The sequence below is a fragment of the uncultured Cellulomonas sp. genome, assembly GCF_963527515.1.
Classification (GTDB): Bacteria; Actinomycetota; Actinomycetes; order Actinomycetales; family Cellulomonadaceae; genus Cellulomonas.
Map to the genome: position 1 here is coordinate 60,801 of NZ_CAURTV010000007.1, position 23,732 is coordinate 84,532.

A 23,732-nucleotide genomic window follows, 5' to 3' on the forward strand; every position below is an offset into this window, starting at 1 on the left:
CCCGCCGGACGGCCCGGCGACCTTGTGCCCTGCGTGCAATCGGCCGGTGACGCCTATGCGGGCTCCGCGCGCCGGTCCAGAGGGTCGAGGACGTCCGCGTCGTCCCCCGGGCGGGCGGGCGGATGGAGCTCGGACGGTGCCGGACCGCGCCCCCGCATCAGGACCTCCGCCGCGTGGTCGGCGAGGGCGAAGCCAGCCGAGCCGTACAGGTGGAACACGGCGTCCGCGCCGTGCCGCTGCAGCTCGGCCACGTCGTCGTCGTACCGCGCGACGGCCGCGACCTTGCCCGTGAAGCCCGCCGCCTGGAGCCGGGTCAGGGCGATGAGGTTGGCGTTGTGGAAGGGCATCGCCAGGACCGCCACCTCCACCCGCCCGGCGCGCTGCACCCGGGCCCAGAACTCCAGGTCGGTCGCGTCTGCGCGGACCACCTCGAAGCCCTCGTCCTCGAGGGCGGCGACGCGGGTGCGGTCGTGCTCCACGCCGACGACGGCCAGCCCGTACTCGTCTCGCAGCCGCGCGTACGTCGCCGCGCCGACACGGCCGAGACCGAGGACCACGGCGTCCGCCTCGCCGATGTCGACCAAACGGTCGTCCGGGTGCAGCCGGTCGCTGTCGCGCGAGGGAAGCAGGCGGGACAGCCGTGAGGCCAGCTCGACGCCGCGACGGTTGACGATGGCCGACAGCCCGAAGCTGAACGCGACGGCGAGCGAGACGACCACCACCCACTGGTCGTCGAGCAGCCCGATGCTCGCCCCGACGGCCACGACGATGATCCCGAACTCCGAGAAGTTGGACAGGACCAGCCCGGCCAGGAACGAGGTGCGCCGGCGCAGCCGCATGAGCCACAGGACGAGCGCGTACGCCGCGACCTGGAACGGCAGGAGCAGCAGGAGCAGCAGCGCCAGGCCGATCTCGAGCAGGTGCGGCGTGCCGTGCAGACCGATCTGCACGAAGAACGCCACCAGCATGAGGTCCTTGAACGTCATGAGGGACCGCGACAGCTCCCCCGCCTGCGGGTGCGAGGACAGCAGCACCCCGACGACGAGGGCCCCGACGTCGCCGTCGATGCCGACGAGCTCGAACAGCCCGAAACCCAGGACCACGGCGACGCTCACCCCGAACAGCGCCTGCAGCTCACCGTGGCCGACGCGGTCCCAGACGCGGTGCAGGAACCAGGCACCCGGGATGAGCCCGAAGAGCAGCAGGGCCCACGGGCTCGGGGGTTCGCCGCTGGACATCGACAGGAAGACGACGGCGGCCACGTCCTGCATGACCAGCACACCCACGGCGATGCGTCCGTACAGGGACGTGGTGTCGGACCGGTCGTCGAGGACCTTGACGACGAACACGGTCGAGGAGAACGACAGCGCGAACCCCACCAGGGCCAGGGCGCCGAACGACTCGTCGGCGACGTAGCCGAAGCCGATCACCGCGAGCAGGCCGAGGAAACCGAGCGCCATCGCGATGCTCACCGCCATGTGCACGACGCTGGTCAGCCAGATCTCCCGACGCAGCAGGGTGCGGACGTCCAGCTTGAGACCGATGGCGAACAGCAGGAGGACGACGCCGAGGTCCGCGACGGGCTCGAGGTACGGGAGCGCCGGCGCGCCACCGGCCCCGAGCGCGAATCCTGCGGCGAGAAAGCCGACGAGCGGGGGCAGGCGCAGCAGCACCGCGACGAGTCCGCCGAGCAGCGCGGCGCCGAGGTAGAGGGCTGCTGCTGCCATGGCGTGCCTCTCGCGTCGGCGTCGAGCCGTGAGGTACCCATCTTGCCTGGTCGGCGGAGCAGCCCTCGTGCCGACCGCGGTCGGTCAGGGTCGTGCACTCCCGCCGAACCCGTCCTAGCCTGGGTGCCGAGGTGATCGACGATGCACGCTGAGGTGGGAGACAAGGTCGTCATCCACGGCCGGACGGTCGGGACGCCCGACCGGCACGGGACCGTGGTCGAGGCCCGCGGGACCGACGGTCCGTACGTCGTACGGTTCGACGACGGGCACGAGACGCTCGTGTTCCCGGGACCTGACCTGACGGTGGTGCCGGCCGCGTCCTGAGGCCCGGCGGCGCCCGTGCACGACGGGCGGCTCCGTGTGATCCTGGCCTGGAGGCTGGAGAAGACGGGCCCGCACGTCTCGTCCGAGCGGATGCCCCCCGTGATCACCGACGTCGTCAGCCGTACCGACTGCCCCGACCGCCCAGCCGCCGTGTGGGACGCGCTGCTGCGCGCCGCCCGCTTCGACCCGGACACCCGGACCTGCCGGCTGGAGCACGCCGACCTGGTGGTGAGGTCCCTGTCCCCCGGCGTCGGCCTGCGCGGGTCGGCCCGCTGGGGTGACGTCACCTACCGCGTCACGGTGTACCTGGTCCCGCACCGCTCAGGGACCCGTCTGCTGGTGCTGGCGACCGTCGACCTGCGCGCGACGACCGCACGGCTCGGCCAGCGTCGGTCCTCGCGGCGGCTCGTCGGACGCGACCTGCGCGAGTGGATGCAGGCCACCCGGGTCGAGAGCGAGGGCCGCGCCGACCTGGGGCGGACCGCGTGACCTCGCGCGCTGACCCGACGGTCCGGGCCGAGTACGTCCTGCCCCTGCGCTGGGTGGACGACGACGAGCTCGAGGACCTGACCGCCTACCTCGAGATGCTCGCCTCGCAGCTGCCGGTGACGGTCGTCGACGGGTCGCCCGAGCCGCTGTTCGCCGCTCACGCGCGCCGTTGGCAGTCGTCGGTGCGTCATGTCCGACCGGGGAGGTGGCCCGGTCGCAACCGCAAGGTGGCCGGCGTCATGACCGGCGTGCTGCTGGCCGACGCCGACGCGGTGGTCGTCGCGGACGATGACGTCCGCTGGGAGGTCGACCAGCTACGGTCGGCGGTCGCGCTGCTCGAGTGCGGGGACGTCGTCCGGGTGCAGAACGTGTTCGACCCGCTGCCGTGGCACGCCCGCTGGGACACGGCCCGCAGCCTGGTCAACCGCGGTGTGTCCGCGGACTACCCCGGGACGCTCGTCGTGCGCCGGTCGACGCTCCTGCGCGCGGGCGGGTACGACGGTGACGTGCTGTTCGAGAACCTCGAGCTGCTCAGGACGGTCCGGGCCGGCGGTGGCACCGAGGTCCTGGCGGACCACGTCTGCGTGCGCCGTCGGCCGCCGACGACCGCGCGGTTCTGGGGCCAGCGCGTGCGTCAGGCCTACGACAGCTTCGCCCAGCCGCTGCGCCTGCTGACGGAGGCCGCCGTCCTGCCCCTGCTGCTCTGGTCGACCGCGCACCGCCGCCCGGGGCCCGTGCTCGGCGCCTCCGCGGGCGTGACCCTGCTGGCGTGGGCCGGACGCCGTCGCCACGGAGGTCGCGCCGCCTTCCCGGCCTCCACCGTGGCCTGGGCTCCTGTGTGGATGCTCGAGCGTGGCGTGTGCACGTGGCTGGCGATCGCCCTGCGGCTCACGGGCGGGGTCCCGTACCGCCACCGGCGCATCGTGCGTGCCGCGTCGAGCGTCAGGGCGCTGCGTCGGCGGGCCAGCCTGTGAGGGCGCGGCGCCTCCTCGCCGCGGTCGCCGCCCTGTGGCGCTCGCAGAGCGTGCGTGCACTGCGCTGGCACCGCCGCGGGTGAGCGGGCCCGGCCCGCTCGCGCGGCCCCTGGGTGCGGGCACGCGCCGCGCCTGCGATGCTCGGGGCAGCCGGAGGAGACCGCCGCGGCGTGCCCGCACGACTGGAGACTGCGACCGATGGACGAGACGGCTCCGGTCGTCGACCGCGACCTGGTCCGGGTGCACACGCAGACGTGCACGGGAGTCGAGGGCGGAGCGCCGGAGTACGTGCTGGTCCACGGGATCGGGGCCTCGCACCGCTACCTGCGGCGCCTGCAGCACGCGCTCGCCGGCACCGGCACCGCGCACGCGGTGGACCTGCCCGGCTTCGGCGGCCTGCCGCGCCCCAGCGGGCCCCGGTCCATCGGGGACCTGGCCGACGCCCTCGGCCGACGCCTGGACTCCCTGGCCATCGGACCCGCCACCCTCGTGGGTCACTCGATGGGCGCCCAGGTGGTCGTCGAGCTGGCGCTCCGGCGACCGGCCCTCGTCTCGCACCTCGTCCTGCTCGGGCCCGTCACCGACCCGGAGCGGGCCACGGTCCCCCGCCAGGCGCGGGACCTGTTCCGCGACATGCTCCGGGAGCCACCGTCGGCGAACGCGCTCGTCCTCGCCGACTACCTGCGGTGCGGGCCCCGGTGGTACCTGACCGAGCTGCCGGCGATGTTCCGGTATCCCACGCTCGAGTCCGTCGGCCGCGTGCGCTGTCCGGTCCTCGTCGTGCGCGGGGTCGACGACCCTGTCGCGCGGCACCGGTGGGCTGCCCGGCTCGCTCGGGCTGCGGTCGACGGGCACCTCCTCGAGGTCGCAGGCGCGCGCCACGTCGTGCAGCAGCGCCGGGCGCTGGAGACCGCCGCGGCGATCACGCGGTTCGCGGCTGCCGGGGCGCCCACGCTCGCGCAGCCACCCAGCACCACGACCCCCTGACCTCCCACGGTCCGCGCGCGCGGCGCGGTCGCGGGGCTTACGGTCGACAGTGCGCGAGGCAGGCGGCGCACCGGAGCTCCCCACCGGAGGTCACCATGCCCGCCAGCACGTCCCGCCCGTTCGCCGTCGTCACCGGAGCCTCCAGCGGGATCGGCCTCGCGCTCGCGGTGACCTTCGCCGAGCACGGGTTCGACGTCCTCGCCACGGCCGAGGACGAGAACGTCAGCACGGTCGCCGCGGAGCTCGGCCGCTCGGCAGTGGCCGTGCGGGCCGACCTGACCACCGCCAACGGCGTCCAGACGCTCGTCGACGCCGTCCGCGCCACAGGCCGGCCCGTCGACGCGCTCGCGCTCAACGCCGGCGTCGGCCAGGGCGGCCCGTTCGTCGAGACCCCGCTCGAGGGGGACCTGGAGGTGATCGCGCTCGACGTGGTCGCGCCGGTCCGGCTGGCGAAGGCGCTCGTGCCGGCCATGGTCGCGCGCGGCGAAGGGCGGGTGCTCTTCACGGCGTCGACCGCGAGCCTGATGCCCGGCCCGTACTACGCCACCTATGCGGCCTCCAAGTCGTTCGTCCTGTCCTTCAGCGAGGCCCTGCGCCACGAGCTCAAGGACACCGGCGTCAGCGTGACGGCCCTCCTGCCCGGGCCGACCGACACGGCGTTCTTCGAGCGCGCGGACATGACGAAGACGAGAGTGGGCCGTGGGCCCAAGGACGACCCGGCCAAGGTGGCCGCCGAGGCGTTCGACGCCCTGATGGCGGGGCGGGACAAGGTCGAGGTGCACTCGCTGAAGGTCCGCGCGCAGACCGCCGCCGCCGCGGTGCTCCCCGACCGCGCCAAGGCGGCGATGCACGCAGGGTTCACGAAGCCGACCGAGTGAGCGCGGCCCGGAGGAGCTCGCGGCGTCCGGCCGTGTGCAGGGCCCAGCCGCCGGCGAGCAGGAGGGCGCCGAACGCGAGGAAACCGAGGTCCCACGACAGCGGTCCGCCGAGGTCGTCGCGCACGTGGTGCAGACCGAGCACGTGGTGGTCGACGACGCCCTCGACGAGGTTGAAGACTCCCCACCCGGCGAGCATGAGCCCGATCTGGAACCGCCACGTCGGAGCGAGCCGACCCTGTCGCCAGGCCGCGATCGTGGCCACGAGGCCGACTACGACGAACACCCAGGTGGCGCTGTGGAACAGTCCGTCGGCGAACGTGTTGGTCCGCAGCCCCTCGAGCGTGGTCATGGGATGGTCCACGGTGTCGCTGACCATGTGGTGCCACTGCAGCAGCTGGTGGATGACGATGCCGTCGACGAACCCTGCGAGACCGAGCCCGAGGAGCAGGCCCGGCAGGACCGTGGGCGGCGATCCCTGCTGACCGACACGACGCTGGATCGTCATCGACGTCCTCCTCGCACGTCGCACCGAGGCTCGACGGGGCTCCGCACCTGAACCCCGACCTCCCGGCCGCGCTCCGCCAGGCTAGGTCCCGGCGCGGGGCGTCGCGACCCGCGCAGCAGCCGGCGAGATGCGGGACGCGCCGGGCCGCCTACGATCGAGAGAGCCGGTCGACGCGACACGTCGGACCGCACCTGCAGGCGCAGCCACCGCCGTGCACCCTGGAGGACCCACGGGAGGTGGGCTGATGGGCGACGGTCTCACCGTGCTCGCCCGGCTCGCACGCGTCATCGCTGTGACGCCCGCCGACGACCCGCTCCCGGTCCGGCTGTGCCGCGCCTGCGTCGAGGTCCTGGGTGCCGACGGGGGTGCGCTCACGCTGGCGTCCACGACCAACCAGCGCCTCACCCTGAGCACCTCCAACGGCGTCTCCGCGCAGATCGAGGACCTGCAGGACGTGCTCGGCGAGGGCCCGGGCCAGGATGCCTACCGCGACGGGCGCACGGTGATCACCCAGGTCGACGGCTTCAGCGACGACGCGTTCCCCGTGTTCTCCGAGATGGCCGGGGACCTGACCGGCCCGCTGACCGTCTGGGCCATCCCGATGCACCCGGGCGGCGCGACCATCGGCGTGATCACCGTCTACCGGAGGACCGGGCAGCTGTCCTGCAGCCTGGAGGACGCCCAGCTCCTCGCCGACTCCGTCGGAGCGGCTCTGCTGGACGACCCCAGCGCCCACGGCCTCGCCCCGTTCTCCGGGTGGTCGGACCGGGCCCGGGTCCACCAGGCGACCGGGATGGTGGTGGCCCAGCTCGGCATCGGCGCCGAGGACGCGCTGGCGATCCTGCGGGCGCACGCGTTCGCGCGGTCGACCACGATGAGCCTCATCGCCGTCGAGGTGATCGAGCGACGCCTGGGCTTCACCCGGACCGACTCGACGAGCGGGACGAGCTCCATCGACACGCCGGACGACTGCACGACGAAGGAGGAGCCATGAGCGAGCGCACCCCCGAGCGGGCACTGGCCCACCTGCTCGGTACCCTGGTGCGGGACCACGACGACGCCGACCTGTTCGCCGACCTGGTGCGCGACTGCGCCGCGCTGCTGCCCGCCGACGCCGCCGCCGTGCTCGTGCGGGACAGCCACCACGGCCTGGAGCTGCTCAGCTCGACCTCGCACCGCGCGACCGAGCTGGAGCTCTACCAGGCACAGGTCGGCGCCGGTCCGTGCGCGGAGGCCGCGCGCACCGGTGAGGCCGTCAGCGCCGTCGGCGCGGCGGACATCACCGCCCGCTGGCCCGACGTGGGACGCGCGATCGTCGACGCGGGGTTCCTGTCCGTCCACGCGTTCCCGATGGTCTGGCACGGGCGGCCGCTGGGTGGTCTCAACGTGTTCTCGAACCGGCCGGAGCCGATGACGCCTGCGTCGCTGGTCCTCGCGCAGAACTTCGCCGACGTCGCCGCGCTCAGCCTCGTGCAGCCGCTCGTGCTCAGTGACGCCGACCTGTCCGAACGCGTCGGGGCTGCCCTGCGGGGCAGGATCGTCGTGGAGCAGGCCAAGGGTGTCCTGGCCGAGACGCTGGGCGTCGACATGGGGACGGCCTACGACGACCTCGTGCACCGGGCGCTCGAGAACGGCTCGACACTCAGCGAGACCGCCCGCGCCGTGGTCCGCGACGCTCACCTGCGGCGCAGCACCACCGGCACGAACGAGGCGTGACCGCCACAGCTGCCGGTCACCAGCCCCTACCGCTGGTGGCCGACGCCCGCGTCGGCCCGTCCGCCTCCGGACGCTCCTCCTCGGGCACCGTCCAGGCGTCATCGTCGTGGGCGCCCACGACGATGCGCATCGAGATGCCCCGGGCCTCGCCGTGCCGCCGGGCTCCCGTCACGACGGACCGGGTGACGCTCCCGTTCCGGTCGACGCCGGACAGGTCGACCACGACGCGCCCCCCGTCCTGACCGGCGACGAGAAGTCGGTTCAGCGCGCCGACCAGCTCGCCCATGGACAGGAGGTCGACGGTGCCGACCACCCGCAGCGTCAGCTCGGGTGCGCCTCGGTCGAACGAGAGGTCGAGGCCGGGACGCTCTCCGTGCTGGTGCGGGATCACCGTGTCGTCGAGGACGGCCATGAACGTGTCGTCCACGCTCCGGCGGACCTGCGGACCGAAACCTCCACCCGCCTGGACCGCGGACATCAGCTTCTCGGCCACCGAGCGCAGCCGGACGTTGCGCCGCTGGGAGGCACGCCGCATCACGTCGAACGCCGCATCGCCGTCGACCCCGTAGACGGCCATCAGGAGGCCCTTGGCCTGGTCGATGACGGCGTGCGACTCGAGCGCGCGCGCGAGCTCGTGGTTGACGCCCTCGGCGACCGCGAGACGGTGTCGCTCGGTGTCGTCCACGACGACTCCCCACACCCGGGAGCTCTCGTCCTCGGGGCCAGGGGCGACGGCGACGAGCACGGTGCGCGTCGCACAGCCGAGGTCCACCAGCCGGTACTGCGTCGCCACGGGCACCCCGTCCAGCGCGCAGAGGTCGAGCTCCTGCTCCACCCGCACGCGGTCCTCCGGGTGGACGTGGCTCAAGAACAGCGCCCGGGTGGGGACCACCTCCCCGGGAGCCATGCCGTGCAGGGCGAAAAGCCCGTCGGACCAGGTCCAGCGGGACACTCCCGTGGAGAAGTTGAACGTGCCCACGGTCAGGCTCGTCGACGTGGTCATCCGGGCCTCCGACGCTCGGCACGTGGGCGGGACGCCGGTCGCGACGCGGCGAACCCAGGGCAACCCGCCAGGACGGCCCGAGGAGGCCGTCTCGTGCATGCGTGTATACGTCCACCATAGGCCCGGACCACCACCAGAGCGGTCAACTCGGACGGATCGGGCGGATGTCCGCACCGCCGTGCTCCGCGTCCGCTCGGTAAACTCTCCCGGACCGGTACGGGTTTGACAGCGGTGGGCGGGTCGGTTTCACTGACCCGGAGCGTCGCTCTGACGCTCCTGCATCCGGCTGCCCGTGGCCAGGATGGCGCCGGCTCCCTTCCGGCGCACGACGAGAGGTCGACCGATGGACGCGCGCGTGACCCGCACCCGGACTGCCGAGCCCGCTGGGCCGGCAGTCATGTGTGCTGTCCGCATGCGCTCCTGTCCGGCCTCCCGCCAGCACTGACCTGCTGACCGGGCCCCGCGCCCGACCGTGCCCACCGGGCACCCGCTCCCCCGCCCGCGCGACCTCCCTGCGCCCGGCGTCCCGCACGTCCCACCGACCGTCGCCGCGACGGCCCTCCCCAGGAGCTGAGATGACCGAGTCCGTCCCCGTCCTGCCCCCGAAGAACCGCACCAGCCGCACCGGCCTCATCGCCGCGATCGTCGTCGTCGCCGTCGTGGTGGTCGGCGTGATCGTCTACCTCACCACCCGTGGCTCCTCCGAGGAGCCCGGGGCGACGGTCGGCTCGACCGCGCCGACCGTGGTCCGGCTGGGCACCACCGACGTGGCGCAGCCGCACTGGGAGATCCTCAAGGACCTGGCGGCACAGGAGAACATCGAGCTCGAGATCGTCGGGTTCTCCGAGTACACCCAGCCGAACCCGGCGCTGACCGAGGGCGAGATCGACCTCAACGCGTTCCAGCACCTGCTGTACCTGGCTGACCACAACAACAACACCGGCGACGACCTGCAGCCCATCGGCTCGACGCTGATCGTGCCGCTGCCCCTGTACTCCGACAAGCACGACGAGGTCAGCGAGTTCACCAAGGGCGAGCAGGTGGCCATCCCCAACGACGCCACCAACCAGGCGCGCGCACTGTTCGTGCTGGAGAGCGCCGGGCTGATCGCGTTCACCGGCGAGCCCAAGGTCCCGACGCCCGACGACGTCGACACCGCCGCGTCGACCGTCGTCGTCCGGTCCGTCGAGGCCTCGCAGACCGCCGGCCTGATCGGTGACCCGGACATCGCCGGGGTCGTCGTCAACAACAACTTCGCCACCGACGCCGGCTTCGACCTCGACGGCTACGTCTACGCCGACGACCCGACGTCGACCGGCGCGCAGCCGTACATCAACGTGATCGTGGCGCGACCGGACGACGTGGACAACCCGGTGTTCCAGCGCATCGTGGAGCTCTACCACGACCCGTCGGTGACCGAGTCGGTCGTGGAGTCCTCGGGCGGCACCGCCGTCATCGTCGAGGGCTACGACGCGGCGAAGCTGCAGCAGGTCCTGCAGGACACCCAGGCGAACCTGACGACCGCCGGCTGACCGCGCGCCCGGGCAGGGATCCCCTGCCCGGGCGCCCCCGTCCTGGAGAGGCAGTGCGTGTCCCCCATCATCGAGTTCCGCGACGTGAGCAAGGTGTTCGCGTCGCCGTCCGGCCCCATTCGCGCCGTCGACGGGGTCGACCTGGCCATCGAGGCCGGTGAGATCTTCGGGGTCATCGGCTACTCCGGCGCCGGCAAGAGCACGCTCGTGCGCCTGATCAACGGGCTCGAGCGGGTCTCGTCCGGTCAGCTGATCGTCGACGGGTCCGACGTCGCCACGCTCACCGAGCGGCAGCTGGAGCTCAAGCGCCGCGACATCGGCATGATCTTCCAGCAGTTCAACCTGTTCTCCTCGCGGACCGTCGCGGGCAACGTCGCGTTCCCGCTCAAGGTCGCCGGCTGGCCGAAGGCGGACCGGGACCGTCGGATCGCGGAGCTGCTCGACTTCGTCGGCCTGCTCGACCGGGCGCACTCCTACCCCGACCAGCTGTCCGGTGGGCAGAAGCAGCGCGTCGGCATCGCCCGCGCGCTCGCGGCGTCGCCCAAGATCCTGCTGGCCGACGAGTCCACCAGCGCGCTGGACCCCCGGACCACGCAGGACGTGCTGCGCCTCCTGCGCAAGGTGAACACCGAGCTGGGCGTCACGATCGTCGTGATCACCCACGAGCTGCAGGTGGTCCGCGCGATCGCCGACCGCGTGGCCGTCCTGGAGAACGGGCGCGTGGCCGAGCACGGCACGGTGTTCGACATCTTCACCAAGCCGCAGGCGGAGGTCACGCAGCGGTTCGTGTCCACCGTCGTGCACGACCGGCCGCGCGGCGCCGACCTCGAGCGCCTGCGGCAGACCCACGAGGGTCGCATCGTCACCGCGACGATCGCGGACGGCAGCCTGCTGGGCAGCGTGCTCGCCTCGGCGGGCTCGCTCGGCGTCACGTTCGAGATCGTCTACGGCGGCATCGGCACCCTGCAGGACCAGTCGTTCGGCTCGCTGACCCTGGCGCTGGACGGGCCCGACGACGCGGTCGAGACGGTCGTCGGGCGGCTGCGCGAGGTCACGACCATCGAGGAGACACGATGACCGCCACGCTGCCCGCGCTGCTGCCGGCCGCCAACGACTTCGACTGGCCGTTCCACGGGCCCAAGCTGGTCGAGGCGCTCGGCCAGACTCTCTACATGGTGTCCGCGACCCTGCTCATCGGCGGGGTGCTCGGTCTCACGCTCGGTCTCGCCCTCTACACCACCCGGCGCGGCGGCCTGCTGGCCAACCGCGCGGTGTTCGGCGTCGCCAACCTGCTGGTCAACATCTTCCGGCCCATCCCGTTCCTCATCCTGCTCATGGTCATCGCGCCGGTGACGGTGGGGCTGATCGGCACCCGGCTGGGCAGCACCGCCATGATCGTGCCGCTGTCGTTCGCGGCGACGTTCGGGGTGTCGAGGATCGTCGAGCAGAACCTGGTGGCCATCGACCCGGGGATCATCGAGGCGGCGCGGGCCACCGGCGCGAGCCGCTGGCGGATCGTCGGCACGCTGCTGGTACCCGAGGCGCTGGGGCCGCTGATCCTCGGCTTCACGTTCGTGTTCGTCGCCATCGTCGACATGTCCGCGTTGGCCGGCACCCTCGACGGCGGCGGGCTCGGTGCGTTCGCGCTGGACTACGGCTACAAGCGCTGGAACTACGCGGTCGTGTGGATCACCGTGCTGGTGATCATCCTGCTGGTGCAGGCCGCCCAGGCGATCGGCAACCGCCTCTCGCGCCGGGTGCTGCGCCGCTGACCGTCCACGTCACCCGGTCCGCCCCTCGGAGATCCGGGCATCGCGTGCTATACCGGACATCAGCACACTCGGGAAGCACCGGAGCACCCGCCGCCCTCGTGCGGTGACCCAGTCGGCCAGGCTCCCTGTGTGGCGGGCTGGGGGGCCCATGGACCGACAGCGGAGCTCGTTCCTGCGAGCCGTGGCCGTGACGGTCGCGGCTCTCGTCCTGGTCGGGCTGGCGCCCGCCGCGGCCGGCGCCGGAGCGCCTTCCGGCGTCACTGCCGCGACGCTGACGGCGCCGGTGCCCGCCATCACGGGCACCCCACAGGTCGGCCAGACCCTCACCGCCGTCCCCGGGCCCTGGGGACCGGCTCCCGTGGCGCTCACCTACCAGTGGCTCGCCGGCGGACAGGCGGTGTCCGGTGCCACCGCGACGACGTGGAAGCCGACCGTCGCGCAGCTGGGCACGACCGTCACGGTGCGGGTGACGGGCCGGAAGACCGGCTACACCACGGTGAGCAGGACGTCGGCGGCGACGGCCGCCGTGCTGGGCGCGTTGACGGGCACGAAGCCGACGATCCAGGGCACCGCGCGCACCGGCTCGATGCTGACCGCGGTGCCGGGCGCATGGGGTCCCGCTCCCGTGACCCTGGCCTACCAGTGGTTCGGCAACGGGGTCGCGATCGACGGCGCCACGGCGACCACCTTCACGGTCGGCGCGACCGAGTACGGGACGACGCTGAAGGTGCGCGTCAGCGCCACCAAGCCGGGTTACGCGCCCCTGTCCAGCACCAGTGCGGCGACCGCGGCGGTCAGCGGTCCTCCGGTGGTCCACGTCAGCGGGACCCTGAGCGGGCCGACGGTCTGGTCACCGACGACCGCGTCGGTCTACGTCGTCGACGCTCCCCTCCTGATCTCGGCGACCGGGAGCCTGACCGTCCGCGCCGGCACCGTGGTGAAGCTCGCGGCGAACAGCGGTCTGACGGTCCGTGGCGGCCGCCTGTCGATCGACGGAGCGGTGGGCAGCCGGACCGTCCTGACGTCGCTGGCCGACGACACGGTCGCGTCCGACACCAACGGCGACGGCGGCGCGACCAGCCCGTCCGCCGGCTCGTGGGGACTGTGGGCCACCGACGCGACGAACGCCCGACCGTCGGTGTCGGTGACCCGAGCCGAGCTGCGCCACGGTCAAGGCGTGCTCGCGGAGAACGACGTCACCGTGCGGGTGCAGAGCTCCAAGGTCACCGGAGCGATCACGGCGGCCCGGGGGTGGAGCGAGGACTCCGCGCAGACGGCTGTCACGATCACCGACAACACCGTGACCGGCGGCCCGATCGTCGTCACGTCCACCAACGTGCACAGCGCCCGGCAGCCGATCGCCGTGCTGCGGAACGCGGTGAGCGGGTCGACCGCGGACAACCAGCCCATCCGGGTCGACGACGCCGCCCTGCAGCCGTCCGCGCTCGCCGGCAACACCACGACCGGGAACCTCGTCGGCGGGATCGAGGTCAGCGGAGCGCTCGCGGAGAGCCTCTCGTGGCCGGGGTCGGGGGCGCAGCCCCCGTGGGTCGTCGGCGGCTTCGGCCTGCGGGTGCCGAGCGGTGTGACGATGACGCTGCCCGCCGGGGGCGTGCTGAAGGCCGAGGAGGGCGCGGCGTTGACGGTCGCCGGGACGTTGCGGGCGACGGGCACGGCGTCGTCGCCCGTCACGCTCACGGCCTACCGCGACGACTCGGTCGGCGGCGACACCAACGCGGACGGCGCCGCGTCGAGCCCGGTCGTCAGCTGGCGCGGGGTCGTCGACGCCGGCGGTGCCGTCACCCTGACCTCCACCACCGTGAAGTTCGCGGCACCGGACGCGCCCCTGCGGCCGAGCACGTTCCGGGACCCCGGGGCGGGGACGCGCGCCTTCACCCCGCTGTTCACGACCACGTACACCGGGATCTCCAGCTTCGCGGTCGACGAGCGCTCGAACGTGTTCTACGGCGGGTCCCCGGAGGCGCTGACGAAGTACGACTTCGCGACCGGAAGCACGGCGACGATCCTGCCTCCGGGGGCTGGGGGGGCACACGTGTCCGTGTTCCCCGACGTCATCACCTTCCTGGGCGGTCCGGGGATCGTGCAGCAGCGCGGACCGGACAAGGTCGTCCGCACCCTCGGCGACTTCAGCGACTTCCTGCGGGCGACGCAGCCGACCGCGGGCTTCTCCTACGGGTTCCAGGGCATCCCGGCGGAGTGCGTCGCGCAGGCTCCCGGCGTCCTCAGCCCGTACACCAGGGAGTCGTCGTCGCACGTGGCCGCGACGGCCACCACGGCGGACGGCGTGTACGTGCTCGACTCCGGCGCGCAGTCGGTGCTCCGGATGGACGCCGCCGGGGACACCTCGCTCGTCGCGACGATCCCCCCGAGGGAGCTGAGCTACAGCCCGAACGTCTTCGACGGCTCCGGGGACATCCCGTGCGCCCAGGGCTACACGTACCACGCGTGGAACAGCCTCGAGGACCTGGCGGTGGGCCCCGGCGGCTACCTCTACGTCACGACGACCGACGGGAACGAGTGGCTCAGTCCCTCGGACCTCCTGCTGCGCATCCACCCGGTGACGGGCGAGATCGTCACCATGCGCACCGACCTGGGGGTGCCGCTCTGCGTGACCGTGGCACCCGACGCGACGGTCTACACCTGCAAGCGGTTCGGGGCGGCGGTCGACGTGAACCGGCCGGGAGCCGTCTACCGGCAGCTGATGCAGGCGCACGTCCCGGTGGGCGCCGACTGGAACGCCGGGCGGCTGTTCGTCGGCCTCGCGGGGTGGAGCGGGGAGGACCCGAGCATCTCCTGGGTCAGACCATGACGCGCGACGCCCGGTCCGGCGCACCGGTGTGACGGAGGCCTGGCTCGCGGCCGCCCGAGACGTGATGCACCTGCAGGTCGCGGACGGCACCGCGGCGACGCTCGACCCCCTCGCGGTCGACGGCACGCACGCGACGCTGCGCATCGAGTCCGGCGCGTCGCGCTACGTGCTCAAGCTGGCTGCCGCCGCCGCCCGCCCCGGCCTCGACTACGCGCGCACGGCGACGGCCCAGGAGCTGGCCCGTCGTGCGGGCGTCCCGGTGGCGGAGGTCGTGGCGTCCGGGTACGTCGGCGACCTGCAGTACCTCCTGCAGGAGGAGGTGGAGGGCCTCGAGTGGCGGGCGGTACGGCCGCTGCTCGGCCCGGCGGAGCAGGCGGACGCGTCGGCGCAGATCGCCTCGGCGCTCCTGGCGCTCCAGTCGGTGCAGCTGCCGACGTTCGGCGCCCTGGACGTACCTCCAGCGCCGGACGGCGTCGTCGGGGCGCTGCGAGAGAGGATCGCCCTGCGGATCCCCGCCGGACCGAAGGCGGACGTGGCCGAGCGCGTCCTGCACCGGCACGCGGCCCTGTTCGACGAGCCCGTGGCGCCGACGCTCACCCACGACGACCTCCACCACGCCAACCTGCTCTTCCGTGCGGGACCCGACGGCTGGCGCCTGGCCGCGGTGCTCGACTGGGACAAGGTGTGGGCCGGTCCTGCGGAGTCGGACCTGGCACGGATGGCGTTCTGGGACGACATGACCGACGCCGCGTTCTGGTCGGTCTACCGGGCGAGCGTCCCGCCGGCACCGGGATGGGCCGGGCGCGCGCTGGTCCACCAGCTGCTGTGGTGCCTCGAGTACGACGTGCCGACCGACCGGCACCGGCGCGACACCGCCCGGCTGGTCGCTGCCCTGGAGTAGCGCGCTACAGTCCGACGGTGACATTCGAGGTCGCACCGGAGGCGTACGGCCGGTTCATGGGCCGGTTCTCCGAGCCGCTCGCGCAGCAGTTCGCAGGGGCCCTCGACGTCCGGGACGGTCTCGCGCTCGACGTCGGCTGCGGCCCGGGCGCCCTGACCGCGCAGCTCGTCGAGCGCCTGGGCGTGGACGCCGTCACTGCCGTGGACCCCTCCGAGTCGTTCGTGACGGCTGCTCGTACCCGGTTCCCCGGTCTGCGGATCGAGGCCGCGGTGGCGGAGAGCCTGCCGTTCCCGGACGACACGTTCCACCTCGTGGCCGCCCAGCTCGTCGTGCACTTCATGCCCGAGCCCGTGGCCGGGCTCGCGGAGATGGCCCGGGTGACCCGACCAGGTGGCACGGTCGCCGCCAACGTGTGGGACCACGCCGGGACGGGTGACCCGTTGCGACTGTTCCGGCGAGCCGCACGAGACCTCGACCCGTCCGCTCCGACGGAGTCGCAGATGCCGGGCACGCGCGAGGGGCACCTCGCGGAGCTGTTCGCAGCAGCCGGGCTGCGCGACGTCCGGTCCTGGAGCGAGACGGTGCGGGTCCGGTACGCGTCCTTCGACGACTGGTGGGAGCCCTTCACCCTCGGCATCGGACCGGCCGGCTCCTACGTCCGCGGCCTGGCCGATGGCGAGCGTGAGGCGCTGCGGGCGCACAGCGCCGAGCTGGTTCCCGACGGGCCGTTCGAGGTCACCGCGGCGGCGTGGTGCGCTCGAGGTCGGGCGTAGTCACGACGTCGCCGTGCCGCACGTGACCCGCCCGGCGAGCCCGGTACGCCGCCACGTGCGCGCGGTTCGCGCAGCCGTTGACGTCGCAGAACCGACGTGAGCGGTTGCGGGACAGGTCCACCAGGACCGCGTCGCAGTCGTCCGCCGCGCAGCGCTGGAGCCGGTCGTACTCGCCGGTGCGCACCACGTCGGCCATCGCCATCGCGGTCTCGACCAGCAACACCGTCGCCAGCGAAGCGTCCGGCGCGGTGCCGTGCAGGTGCCAGTCGACGTCCCCGTGGCGAGTCAGGAACGGGACGGCGCCGCCGCGGGCGAGGAGGTCGTTCAGCACGGGCGCCGCAGTGTCGCGGTCGACGTCCCAGAGCGCGGCGATCTGGTCACGCGCATCGCGGACGCCGGCCAGCTCCGCGGCGTCGCCGTCGTGCCGGGCCGTGTAGCTCCATCGCGTGTAGAACTCCGTCACGTCCTCGGTGGTCGCCATGGCGTCGTGCCCGTCGCGGCGCCTGGCGGTGTTGACCAGCTCGACGGCTGCGGCCAGGTTCATCTCCGTGTCAGGTGCAAATACCACTTTGACTCCTGTCGGCGGCCCGAGTACGGTCATGAGTGTAACCCGCCTTCACCCATGACATTCCCCATCCAGCCGGAGCACCCCTATGTCCACGACGCCGACGACCTCCCACCGCACGGTCGGCATCGTCGCGGGACTGGTCGCCGCCGTGGCGTTCGCCACCAGCGGCCCCGTGGTCAAGCCGCTGCTCGTCGCCGGGTGGTCGCCGGGGTCCGCGATCCTCGTGCGGCTCTCGGTCGCGGCGCTCCTGCTGGCCGGACCCGCCGCGTGGGCCCTGCGCGGACGCTGGCACGTCCTGCGGGAGGAGTGGAGCACCGTCCTGGGGTTCGGGGTGCTCGGTGTGGCGACCGCGTCCACCATGTACTACCTCGCGGTCGACCGGCTGCCGGTCGCGGTCGCGCTGCTCGTCGAGTACACCGGGCCGCTCCTGCTGGTCGCCTGGCGCTGGGTACGGGGACGGCAGGCTCCCACCCGCGCCACGCTCGCCGGGGCAGCGCTCGCGACGGGCGGCCTCGTGCTCGTCCTCGACCTCACGGGGTCGCTCGAGCTCGACCCCGTCGGTCTGCTGTTCGCTGTCATCTCGGCGGTCGGCAACGCCGCGTACTTCGCGTTCACCGGACGCCGGACGGAGCTCCCCTCGATCAGCCTGGCGGGTGCCGGCATGGTCGTCGGCGCGCTCACCGTGGGCATCGTCGCCGCTCTGGGCGTGCTGCCCCTGTCCGCCCCGGACGTCCGGGTGGACCTGCTCGGGGCACAGGTGCACTGGATCGTGCCGCTCCTGGTCGTGGCCACCCTGCCGACGGCCTTCGCCTACGGCGTCAGCGCGGTGTCCGTGCGGCTGCTCGGCGAGCGGCTCGCGTCGTTCCTCGCCCTGTCCGAGGTGGTCGTCGCCGTGCTGCTGGCATGGGCGCTGGTCGGTGAGGCGCCGCTGGCGTTCCAGATCGCCGGCATGGTCCTGGTCGTCGCCGGCATCGCCCTGGTCCGGCGCGGGACCGACGTGCCGGAGGTGCTCGTCGAGGTGCCGGAGCGTCGACTCCCGGCCGACGTCCGCACCTGAGCACCGCTCGGCACGCGGCCGGTCAGGCCGCCTTCTCATAGCCGGCTCGCGGCGATCGTCCGTCGACGGTCGCGCCGTCGGGGACGATCTGGTCGGCGGCCACCGCCGCTCGCGGAGCAACGGTCACCCGCTGCCCGAGGCGTGCACCCACACCGATCCGCGCACCGCCCGCCACACGCGTCCCCGCTCCGAGGTGCACGTTGCTGCCGACGACCGCACCCGGTCCGACCACCACGTCGGCGTCGACCCAGCTGCCCTCTCCGACACGCGCGTCGCGGCCCACGACCGCCCCGGCCTCGACGTACGCGGTCGGTGCCAGCCAGGCCTCCTCGTGCACCCGCGCCGCGGGCGAGACGAGCCCGCCGCCGTTGACGTGCCGGACGTACCGGACGGTCTCCCCGCGGTCGTCCTCGAACTCCACCAGGCCCTTGACCCGTCGCGACATGCCACTCCTCGTCCTCGCACACACTTCTGCACCTGACATAACGACCCGGCTGTGGAAAGGATTTCCGGAGAGGCTCAGCCGTCGGCGAACGGGCGCGCGGGACGAGCCGGCGCCGCGCCGGCTACCCCGCGGTAACCCGACCCGCCGAGCGACGTCCCCGCGGACACCGTTCGACCCGCAGAACAGCGCGCTGACCTGCAGGTTCACTGCGTCGAATACGCGGGCTGGACGGATGGCCCGACGAGCCCCACACTTGCGCCTGCCCCCCTGATGGTCCGGCCGCCGATGGCCGGGAAAGGACCCCCGGCCGTGCTGCGCACCGTCACCTCGCACCTGTCTCTGGACGTGCGCGCCCCGCTCGAGATCCTGCTCTCCGTCGCCGTCGCGGACGGCGCCCAGGACCGCACCGAGATCCTCTCCGTCCGCCACGAGGACGGGCCGCTGGACATCGCCGAGATCAAGATGCCGCACGGCGGCCGCATGCACCGCGTGCTCGCCCCGGCGGGCCGGCTCGTCGTCGACTACCAGGCCACGATCACGGGCCAGGCGGACGTGCCGGCCATCGAGGACGTCGACCTCGTCGAGTACCTGCGCCCCAGTCGGTATGCGGACTCGGACCGTCTGCTGGCCTTCGCCCGCGACCAGTTCACCGGTCTCGCCGGCGCGGAGCTCCTCGACGCCGTCGTCGCGTGGGTGAGCGGCCACGTCACGTACCTGTCGGGCTCCAGCCTGCCGACGGACGGTGCCACCGACACGCTGCTCAAGCGGCGCGGCGTGTGCCGCGACTTCGCGCACCTCGTCATCGCGCTGCTGCGGGCCAAGGACGTGCCCGCCCGCCTCGTGTCCGTCTACGCCCCCGGGCTCAAGCCGATGGACTTCCACGCGGTCGCCGAGGCGTACGTCGACGGCGCCTGGTACGTCGTGGACGCCACCCGCCTGGCGCGGCGTGAGTCCCTCGTCCGGATCGCCACCGGTCGGGACGCCACCGACACCGCGTTCCTGTCCTACTACGGCGGCCAGCTGTCGATCCGTGCGATGACCATCACGGCGGCCGTGCACGCGCCGCTGCCGGCCGATGCCGGCACGGGACTCGTCGCCCTGCGCTGAGCGGGCCGCTAGATCGAGAGCCCGACCAGGGAGCCGACCGCGTACGTCACGGCCATCGCCACCGAACCGCCCAGCACGTTGCGCAGCACCGCCCGCTTCGGGTCGGCGTCGCTGAACCGCGCCGCCACGAGCCCGGTGAGGACCAGCGCGGCCACCACGGCGGCGAACGTCGCGGGGACCCGCGAACCGCCCCACGGCGCCAGCACCACCAGCAGGGGGACGAGCCCGCCGACCAGGAACGCACCGAGCGACGCCACCGCGGCGTGCCAGGGATTGGTGTACTCCGGGGCCTCGGTCACGACGAGCGTCGGCAGGACCCGACCGCGCCGCACGGCGGACCGCTCGGCGTCGCGCTGGCTGCTCACCGACACGTACTCCCCCGCAGCCATCGACAGCGCGCCCGCGACGAGCGCCGCGATGCCGGCCACCGCGATGGTGCGCACCGGCGTGGCGGCGCCCGCGACGCCGAGCACCGTGGCGGCCACCGAGACGACCCCGTCGTTGGCGCCCAGCACACCGGCGCGCAGCCAGTTCAGGCTGCGCAGGGTGGGGGCGGGACGGTGCGCCTGGAGGACGGTCATGACTCCACGGTAGGCACCTGCGGAAGGGTTGTCATCGAAGCAAAGCCTGTCCTGACCTGCGACGATGCAGGACAGCCTCACCTACGTCAGGCGCTCTCCCGCAGGTTCCGGCGGCGTCCCTCGACCTCCACCAGCTCCGCGAACGCGGCCTGGTAGGCGGTCGGGTCCGCCTCGGCGTCCATCCGCTGCAGCCGCCCGCGCAGGTCGGCGATGTGCCGGGTGAACCCGATCTCGACCAGGCGCAGCACCACCCCCCGGACGTAGCCCTCCAGCGACTCCGGACGGTCCTCCGGCAGCGGGGCGACGGCCAGCTCGGTGACCAGGGAGCGGACCGGCTCGGCGGCCTGCTCGATGACGGCACCGACCCACCCGGTCGACCCGCCCGAGGACTGCAGCAGCGGTCGGGCGACCGAGACGCCGCCGGCCGCGCGGATGGCCTCGTGCACCGCGCGGTAGGCCGGTGCGCCGAAGGCGTCGGACGGCAGCTCGTCGAAGTCGGCGGCCACCAGGTCGGGCCGCTGGAGCACCACCTCGAGCGCGGTGCGCTCGATCTGCGCGACCGGGTCCCGGCGGTCCGGCACCGGCATGCGGGCGACCGGCACGGGGATCGGCTCGGCGGACGGGACGGTCCGGTCCTGGCGCGCGGTCTGCGGGCGGGTCGTCGCACCCTGCACCGCCCGGCGCACCGCGTCCTGGTCGTCGATGCCGAGCCAGCCGGACAGCAGCCGGGTGTACTCGGGGCGCAGGCCGGCGTCGCGGATGCCGGCCACGATCGGGGCCGCCGCGCGCAGGGCGCCGATCCGGCCCTCGGCGGTGCGCAGGTCGTACGTGGCCAGGGTGGAGCGGATGACGAACTCGTACAGCGGGGTCCGGCCGGCCACCAGCGCACGGACGGCGTCGGGCCCCTTCGCCTGCCGCAGCTCGCACGGGTCCATGCCCGACTTCTCGACGGCGACGAACGTCTGCGCGGAGAACGACTGGTCCTCGCCGAACGCCCGCAGCGCCGCCTTCTGCCCGGCCGCGTCGCCGTCGAACGTGAAGATGATCTCGCCGCCGACGGAGGCTCCGGACGCCAGCTGCACTCCCCCGCTGGACCCCGAGTCGCCGATCAGCCGGCGCACGATCCGTGCGTGGTCGGACCCGAAGGCGGTGCCGCAGGTGGCCACCGCGGTGCCGACGCCGGACAGGTGCATCGCCATGACGTCGGTGTACCCCTCGACGACCACCACGCGCTTGTCGCGCTGCAGGTCCCGCTTGGCCAGGTCGATGCCGTAGAGCACGTGCGACTTCTTGTAGAGGGGCGTCTCGGGGGTGTTCAGGTACTTGGGCCCCTGGTCCTCCTCGAACAGCCGGCGGGCGCCGAACCCGACGGTCTCCCCGGTGAGCTCGCGGATGGGCCAGACGAGCCGACCCCGGAACCGGTCGTACACGCCGCGCTGGCCCTGGCTGACCAGGCCGGAGAGCGTGAGCTCGGCCTCCGTGAACCCCCGGCCGCGCAGGTGGCGCATGAGCGAGTCCCACCCCTGAGGGGCGAACCCGACGCCGAAGTCGGCGGCGGCCGTGCGGTCGAACCCGCGTTCGGCGAGGAACTGCCGGCCGGCCGCGGCCGCCGGCGTGCTCAGCTGCTCGCGGTAGAACTCCTCGGCCACCTTGTGCGCCTCGATGAGCCGGCGACGCTTGCCCGGCTCCTCGCCGGGCCGCGGCGCGCCGCCCTCCTCGTACCGCAGCTGGAGCCCGACCTTGCCGGCCAGGTACTCGACCGCCTCGGAGAAGCCCAGCCCGTCGACCTTCTGCACGAAGTCGATGACGTCACCGCCCTCGCCGCAGCCGAAGCAGTGGTACCGGCCGACCTGGGGGCGCACGTGGAAGGAGGGGGAACGCTCGTCGTGGAACGGGCACAGCCCCTTCATCGAGCCGACGCCCGCGGACCTCAGCGTGACGTGCTGGCCGACGATCTCCTCGATGTGGGCACGCTCGCGGACCGCTTCCACGTCCTCCCGCCGGATGCGTCCTGCCACGCGAGGAGTCTAGGCGTCGGCGCCGACGCGCCGGACCGGATCACACCAGGGCGGCGGGTCCTGCGTGCCGGGGCGGGTGGACGAGGCGCGCGTGCAGCTCGGCCGCCGAGACGTCGGTGAGCGAGGCCACCTGGTCGATCACCACGCGCAGGCGCGCGGCGTCGTCCGCGGCCTCCACCCAGTCGGCCGCGAACGGCGGCTCCAGGGCGATCGGGGCTCGCTCGGAGAGCACGTGCACGAGGTCGACCAGGACCTCGCGCTGGCGGTGGTAGAGCGGCTCGAGCTCGCGCGGGGCCATGACGTAGGTGACCGCGAGGCCCTTGAGCACGAGGATCTCGGCCAGCGTCTCGTGCGGCACGATCAGGTCGGCCGCGTAGCGGGTGAGCGGGCCAGGACCGTACTGCTCCCGGGTGGCCAGCTGCGACGCCTTGGCGAAGCGGCCGATGAGCTGGCTGGTGGAGTCCTTGAGCGAGGCCAGCGCGGCGCGTGACCCGTCGAACCCGGGCCGCCAGAGCTGCGCGTCCACCAGCCGGTCCATGGCCTCCTGCAGGCCGTCCGCGGTCACCGCGTCCCCGTACCAGGTCTGCACGGCCTCGACCACGCGGTCGCGCTCCTGCGGCACGCTGAGGACCTCGAGGTCGAGCCGGCCACCCACGACGGCGTCCTCGACGTCGTGCACGGAGTACGAGATGTCGTCCGCCAGGTCCATGACCTGCGCCTCGAGGCACTTGCGGCCGTCCGGGGCCTGCTCGCGCAGCCAGGTGAACACGGGCAGGTCGTCCTCGTAGACGCCGAACTTGTGGGTCGGCCGCCCGCTCGCGGCGCTCACCGGACCCTGCAGGTGGCGCCAGGGGTACTTCACCGAGGCGTCGAGGCTGGCGCGCGTGAGGTTGAGGCCGACCGCGCGCCCGTCCGGGGCGACGACCTTGGGCTCCAGGCGGGTGAGCAGCCGCAGCGTCTGCGCGTTGCCCTCGAACCCCCCGATGTCCTTGGCCAGGTGCGCCAGCGCACGCTCGCCGTTGTGGCCGAACGGCGGGTGGCCCAGGTCATGAGCGAGGCAGGCGGTGTCGACGATGTCGGGGTCGCAGCCGAGCGCCTTGCCGATCTCCCGGCCCACCTGCGCCACCTCGAGGGTGTGCGTCAGTCGGGTGCGCACGAAGTCGTCGGACGACGGGCCCAGCACCTGCGTCTTGGCACCCAGCCGGCGCAGCGCCGAGGAGTGCACCAGCCGGGCCCGGTCGCGCTCGAACGCGGTCCGCTCCCGGGACTTGACCGGCTCGGTGACCCAGCGCTCCCGGTCGGCGTCGACGTAGCCGTCGAGGGCTCCGTCTATCTCGTACGCCGGGTCCAGTGCGGTCACGCCCCCCAGCCTAGCCAGCGGCCCCGACGCCACGACCGGGACCGCGGCACCGGCCGTCCGTGTGAACGCGGCCCGCCCGTGCAGCGCGTCGCTGGACCGCGTCCGGCCGCGGGTGCGCCGTCCCCTACGCTGCCCATCGTGCGTACCCGTCTGACGGACCTGGCTGAGCAGGCCGGCGTCAGCAC

General features: G+C 73.3%; 23 protein-coding genes. 15 read left to right on the plus strand and 8 right to left on the minus strand.

Features of this window, described 5'->3' with window-relative positions:
- Positions 1 to 53 precede the first annotated feature (53 nt).
- Positions 54 to 1,727 (minus strand): cation:proton antiporter family protein, encoded by a 1,674-nt coding sequence (locus RYN42_RS03805; protein ID WP_315093853.1) that lies wholly within the window; start codon positions 1,725 to 1,727, stop codon positions 54 to 56.
- A gap of 141 nt (positions 1,728 to 1,868) precedes the next feature.
- Here RYN42_RS03805 and RYN42_RS03810 point away from each other — a divergent pair, with 141 nt between their 5' ends.
- The 5 genes from RYN42_RS03810 to RYN42_RS03830 all read left to right on the plus strand — a co-directional run bounded on the left by RYN42_RS03810 (position 1,869) and on the right by RYN42_RS03830 (position 5,379).
- A complete protein-coding gene (locus RYN42_RS03810; RefSeq protein ID WP_315093854.1) occupies positions 1,869 to 2,051 on the plus strand; it encodes a DUF1918 domain-containing protein in 183 nt (60 codons plus the stop codon).
- A gap of 99 nt (positions 2,052 to 2,150) precedes the next feature.
- Positions 2,151 to 2,540 (plus strand): hypothetical protein, encoded by a 390-nt coding sequence (locus RYN42_RS03815; protein WP_315093856.1) that lies wholly within the window; start codon positions 2,151 to 2,153, stop codon positions 2,538 to 2,540.
- Complete coding sequence (locus tag RYN42_RS03820) at positions 2,537 to 3,514, plus strand: glycosyltransferase (protein ID WP_315093858.1); 978 nt, start codon at positions 2,537 to 2,539, stop codon at positions 3,512 to 3,514. The genes RYN42_RS03815 and RYN42_RS03820 overlap by 4 nt, the downstream gene beginning before the upstream one ends.
- 198 nt (positions 3,515 to 3,712) lie before the next feature.
- Complete coding sequence (locus RYN42_RS03825) at positions 3,713 to 4,501, plus strand: alpha/beta fold hydrolase (RefSeq protein WP_315093859.1); 789 nt, start codon at positions 3,713 to 3,715, stop codon at positions 4,499 to 4,501.
- Positions 4,502 to 4,596: 95 nt separating this feature from the next.
- Positions 4,597 to 5,379: an SDR family NAD(P)-dependent oxidoreductase gene (locus tag RYN42_RS03830; RefSeq protein ID WP_315093860.1), complete on the plus strand. Its 783-nt coding sequence runs from the start codon at positions 4,597 to 4,599 to the stop codon at positions 5,377 to 5,379.
- On the opposite strand, the gene RYN42_RS03835 is transcribed toward RYN42_RS03830, so the two are convergent.
- The gene (locus RYN42_RS03835; RefSeq protein WP_315093861.1) at positions 5,360 to 5,884 is read right to left on the minus strand and encodes a DUF2243 domain-containing protein; all 525 of its coding nucleotides are present in this window, start codon (positions 5,882 to 5,884) and stop codon (positions 5,360 to 5,362) included. The two genes, RYN42_RS03830 and RYN42_RS03835, sit on opposite strands and share 20 nt — an antisense overlap.
- Positions 5,885 to 6,128: 244 nt before the next feature.
- On the opposite strand from RYN42_RS03835, the gene RYN42_RS03840 reads away from it, so the two are divergent.
- Entirely contained in the window at positions 6,129 to 6,878 is a 750-nt protein-coding gene (locus tag RYN42_RS03840; protein ID WP_315093863.1) for a GAF and ANTAR domain-containing protein, read from the plus strand.
- Complete coding sequence (locus RYN42_RS03845) at positions 6,875 to 7,600, plus strand: GAF and ANTAR domain-containing protein (RefSeq protein WP_315093865.1); 726 nt, start codon at positions 6,875 to 6,877, stop codon at positions 7,598 to 7,600. Before RYN42_RS03840 ends, RYN42_RS03845 begins: the two co-directional genes overlap by 4 nt.
- Positions 7,601 to 7,616: 16 nt before the next feature.
- Here RYN42_RS03845 and RYN42_RS03850 read toward each other — a convergent pair whose 3' ends face one another.
- On the minus strand, positions 7,617 to 8,603 hold the full coding sequence (locus RYN42_RS03850; protein ID WP_315093867.1) for an ANTAR domain-containing protein: 987 nt from the start codon (positions 8,601 to 8,603) through the stop codon (positions 7,617 to 7,619).
- Between the two features lie 575 nt (positions 8,604 to 9,178).
- On the opposite strand from RYN42_RS03850, the gene RYN42_RS03855 reads away from it, so the two are divergent.
- From RYN42_RS03855 to RYN42_RS03880, 6 genes are all read left to right on the plus strand, one after another.
- A complete protein-coding gene (locus RYN42_RS03855; protein ID WP_315093869.1) occupies positions 9,179 to 10,135 on the plus strand; it encodes a MetQ/NlpA family ABC transporter substrate-binding protein in 957 nt (318 codons plus the stop codon).
- 57 nt (positions 10,136 to 10,192) lie between these two features.
- Entirely contained in the window at positions 10,193 to 11,212 is a 1,020-nt protein-coding gene (locus RYN42_RS03860) for an ATP-binding cassette domain-containing protein (protein ID WP_315093871.1), read from the plus strand.
- Complete coding sequence (locus tag RYN42_RS03865) at positions 11,209 to 11,907, plus strand: methionine ABC transporter permease (protein ID WP_315093873.1); 699 nt, start codon at positions 11,209 to 11,211, stop codon at positions 11,905 to 11,907. The genes RYN42_RS03860 and RYN42_RS03865 overlap by 4 nt, the downstream gene beginning before the upstream one ends.
- Before the next feature lie 148 nt (positions 11,908 to 12,055).
- Positions 12,056 to 14,737, plus strand: coding sequence for a hypothetical protein (locus tag RYN42_RS03870; protein ID WP_315093875.1), 2,682 nt, complete (start codon positions 12,056 to 12,058; stop codon positions 14,735 to 14,737).
- 64 nt (positions 14,738 to 14,801) lie between these two features.
- Positions 14,802 to 15,638 (plus strand): phosphotransferase, encoded by an 837-nt coding sequence (locus tag RYN42_RS03875; RefSeq protein ID WP_315093877.1) that lies wholly within the window; start codon positions 14,802 to 14,804, stop codon positions 15,636 to 15,638.
- Between the two features lie 17 nt (positions 15,639 to 15,655).
- Positions 15,656 to 16,411 (plus strand): methyltransferase domain-containing protein, encoded by a 756-nt coding sequence (locus RYN42_RS03880; protein WP_315093879.1) that lies wholly within the window; start codon positions 15,656 to 15,658, stop codon positions 16,409 to 16,411.
- Here RYN42_RS03880 and RYN42_RS03885 read toward each other — a convergent pair.
- A complete protein-coding gene (locus RYN42_RS03885) occupies positions 16,374 to 16,979 on the minus strand; it encodes a CGNR zinc finger domain-containing protein (RefSeq protein ID WP_315093881.1) in 606 nt (201 codons plus the stop codon). The genes RYN42_RS03880 and RYN42_RS03885 overlap by 38 nt on opposite strands.
- An 85-nt stretch (positions 16,980 to 17,064) precedes the next feature.
- Here RYN42_RS03885 and RYN42_RS03890 point away from each other — a divergent pair, with 85 nt between their 5' ends.
- Positions 17,065 to 18,036 carry a DMT family transporter gene (locus RYN42_RS03890; RefSeq protein WP_315093882.1) on the plus strand — a complete coding sequence of 324 codons (972 nt, stop codon included), beginning with the start codon at positions 17,065 to 17,067 and terminating at the stop codon, positions 18,034 to 18,036.
- Positions 18,037 to 18,058: 22 nt separating this feature from the next.
- Here the strand turns inward: RYN42_RS03890 and RYN42_RS03895 are convergent, their stop codons facing one another.
- Positions 18,059 to 18,481 (minus strand): transferase, encoded by a 423-nt coding sequence (locus tag RYN42_RS03895; protein ID WP_315093883.1) that lies wholly within the window; start codon positions 18,479 to 18,481, stop codon positions 18,059 to 18,061.
- Between the two features lie 309 nt (positions 18,482 to 18,790).
- On the opposite strand from RYN42_RS03895, the gene RYN42_RS03900 reads away from it, so the two are divergent.
- A complete protein-coding gene (locus tag RYN42_RS03900) occupies positions 18,791 to 19,588 on the plus strand; it encodes a transglutaminase family protein (RefSeq protein WP_315093885.1) in 798 nt (265 codons plus the stop codon).
- Between the two features lie 8 nt (positions 19,589 to 19,596).
- Here RYN42_RS03900 and RYN42_RS03905 read toward each other — a convergent pair whose 3' ends face one another.
- From RYN42_RS03905 to RYN42_RS03915, 3 genes are all read right to left on the minus strand, one after another.
- Positions 19,597 to 20,169, minus strand: coding sequence for a VIT1/CCC1 transporter family protein (locus tag RYN42_RS03905; protein ID WP_315093887.1), 573 nt, complete (start codon positions 20,167 to 20,169; stop codon positions 19,597 to 19,599).
- 86 nt (positions 20,170 to 20,255) lie between these two features.
- A complete protein-coding gene (gene dnaG, locus RYN42_RS03910) occupies positions 20,256 to 22,187 on the minus strand; it encodes a DNA primase (RefSeq protein ID WP_315093889.1) in 1,932 nt (643 codons plus the stop codon).
- 40 nt (positions 22,188 to 22,227) lie between these two features.
- On the minus strand, positions 22,228 to 23,547 hold the full coding sequence (locus RYN42_RS03915) for a deoxyguanosinetriphosphate triphosphohydrolase (RefSeq protein WP_315093891.1): 1,320 nt from the start codon (positions 23,545 to 23,547) through the stop codon (positions 22,228 to 22,230).
- Positions 23,548 to 23,732 lie beyond the last annotated feature (185 nt).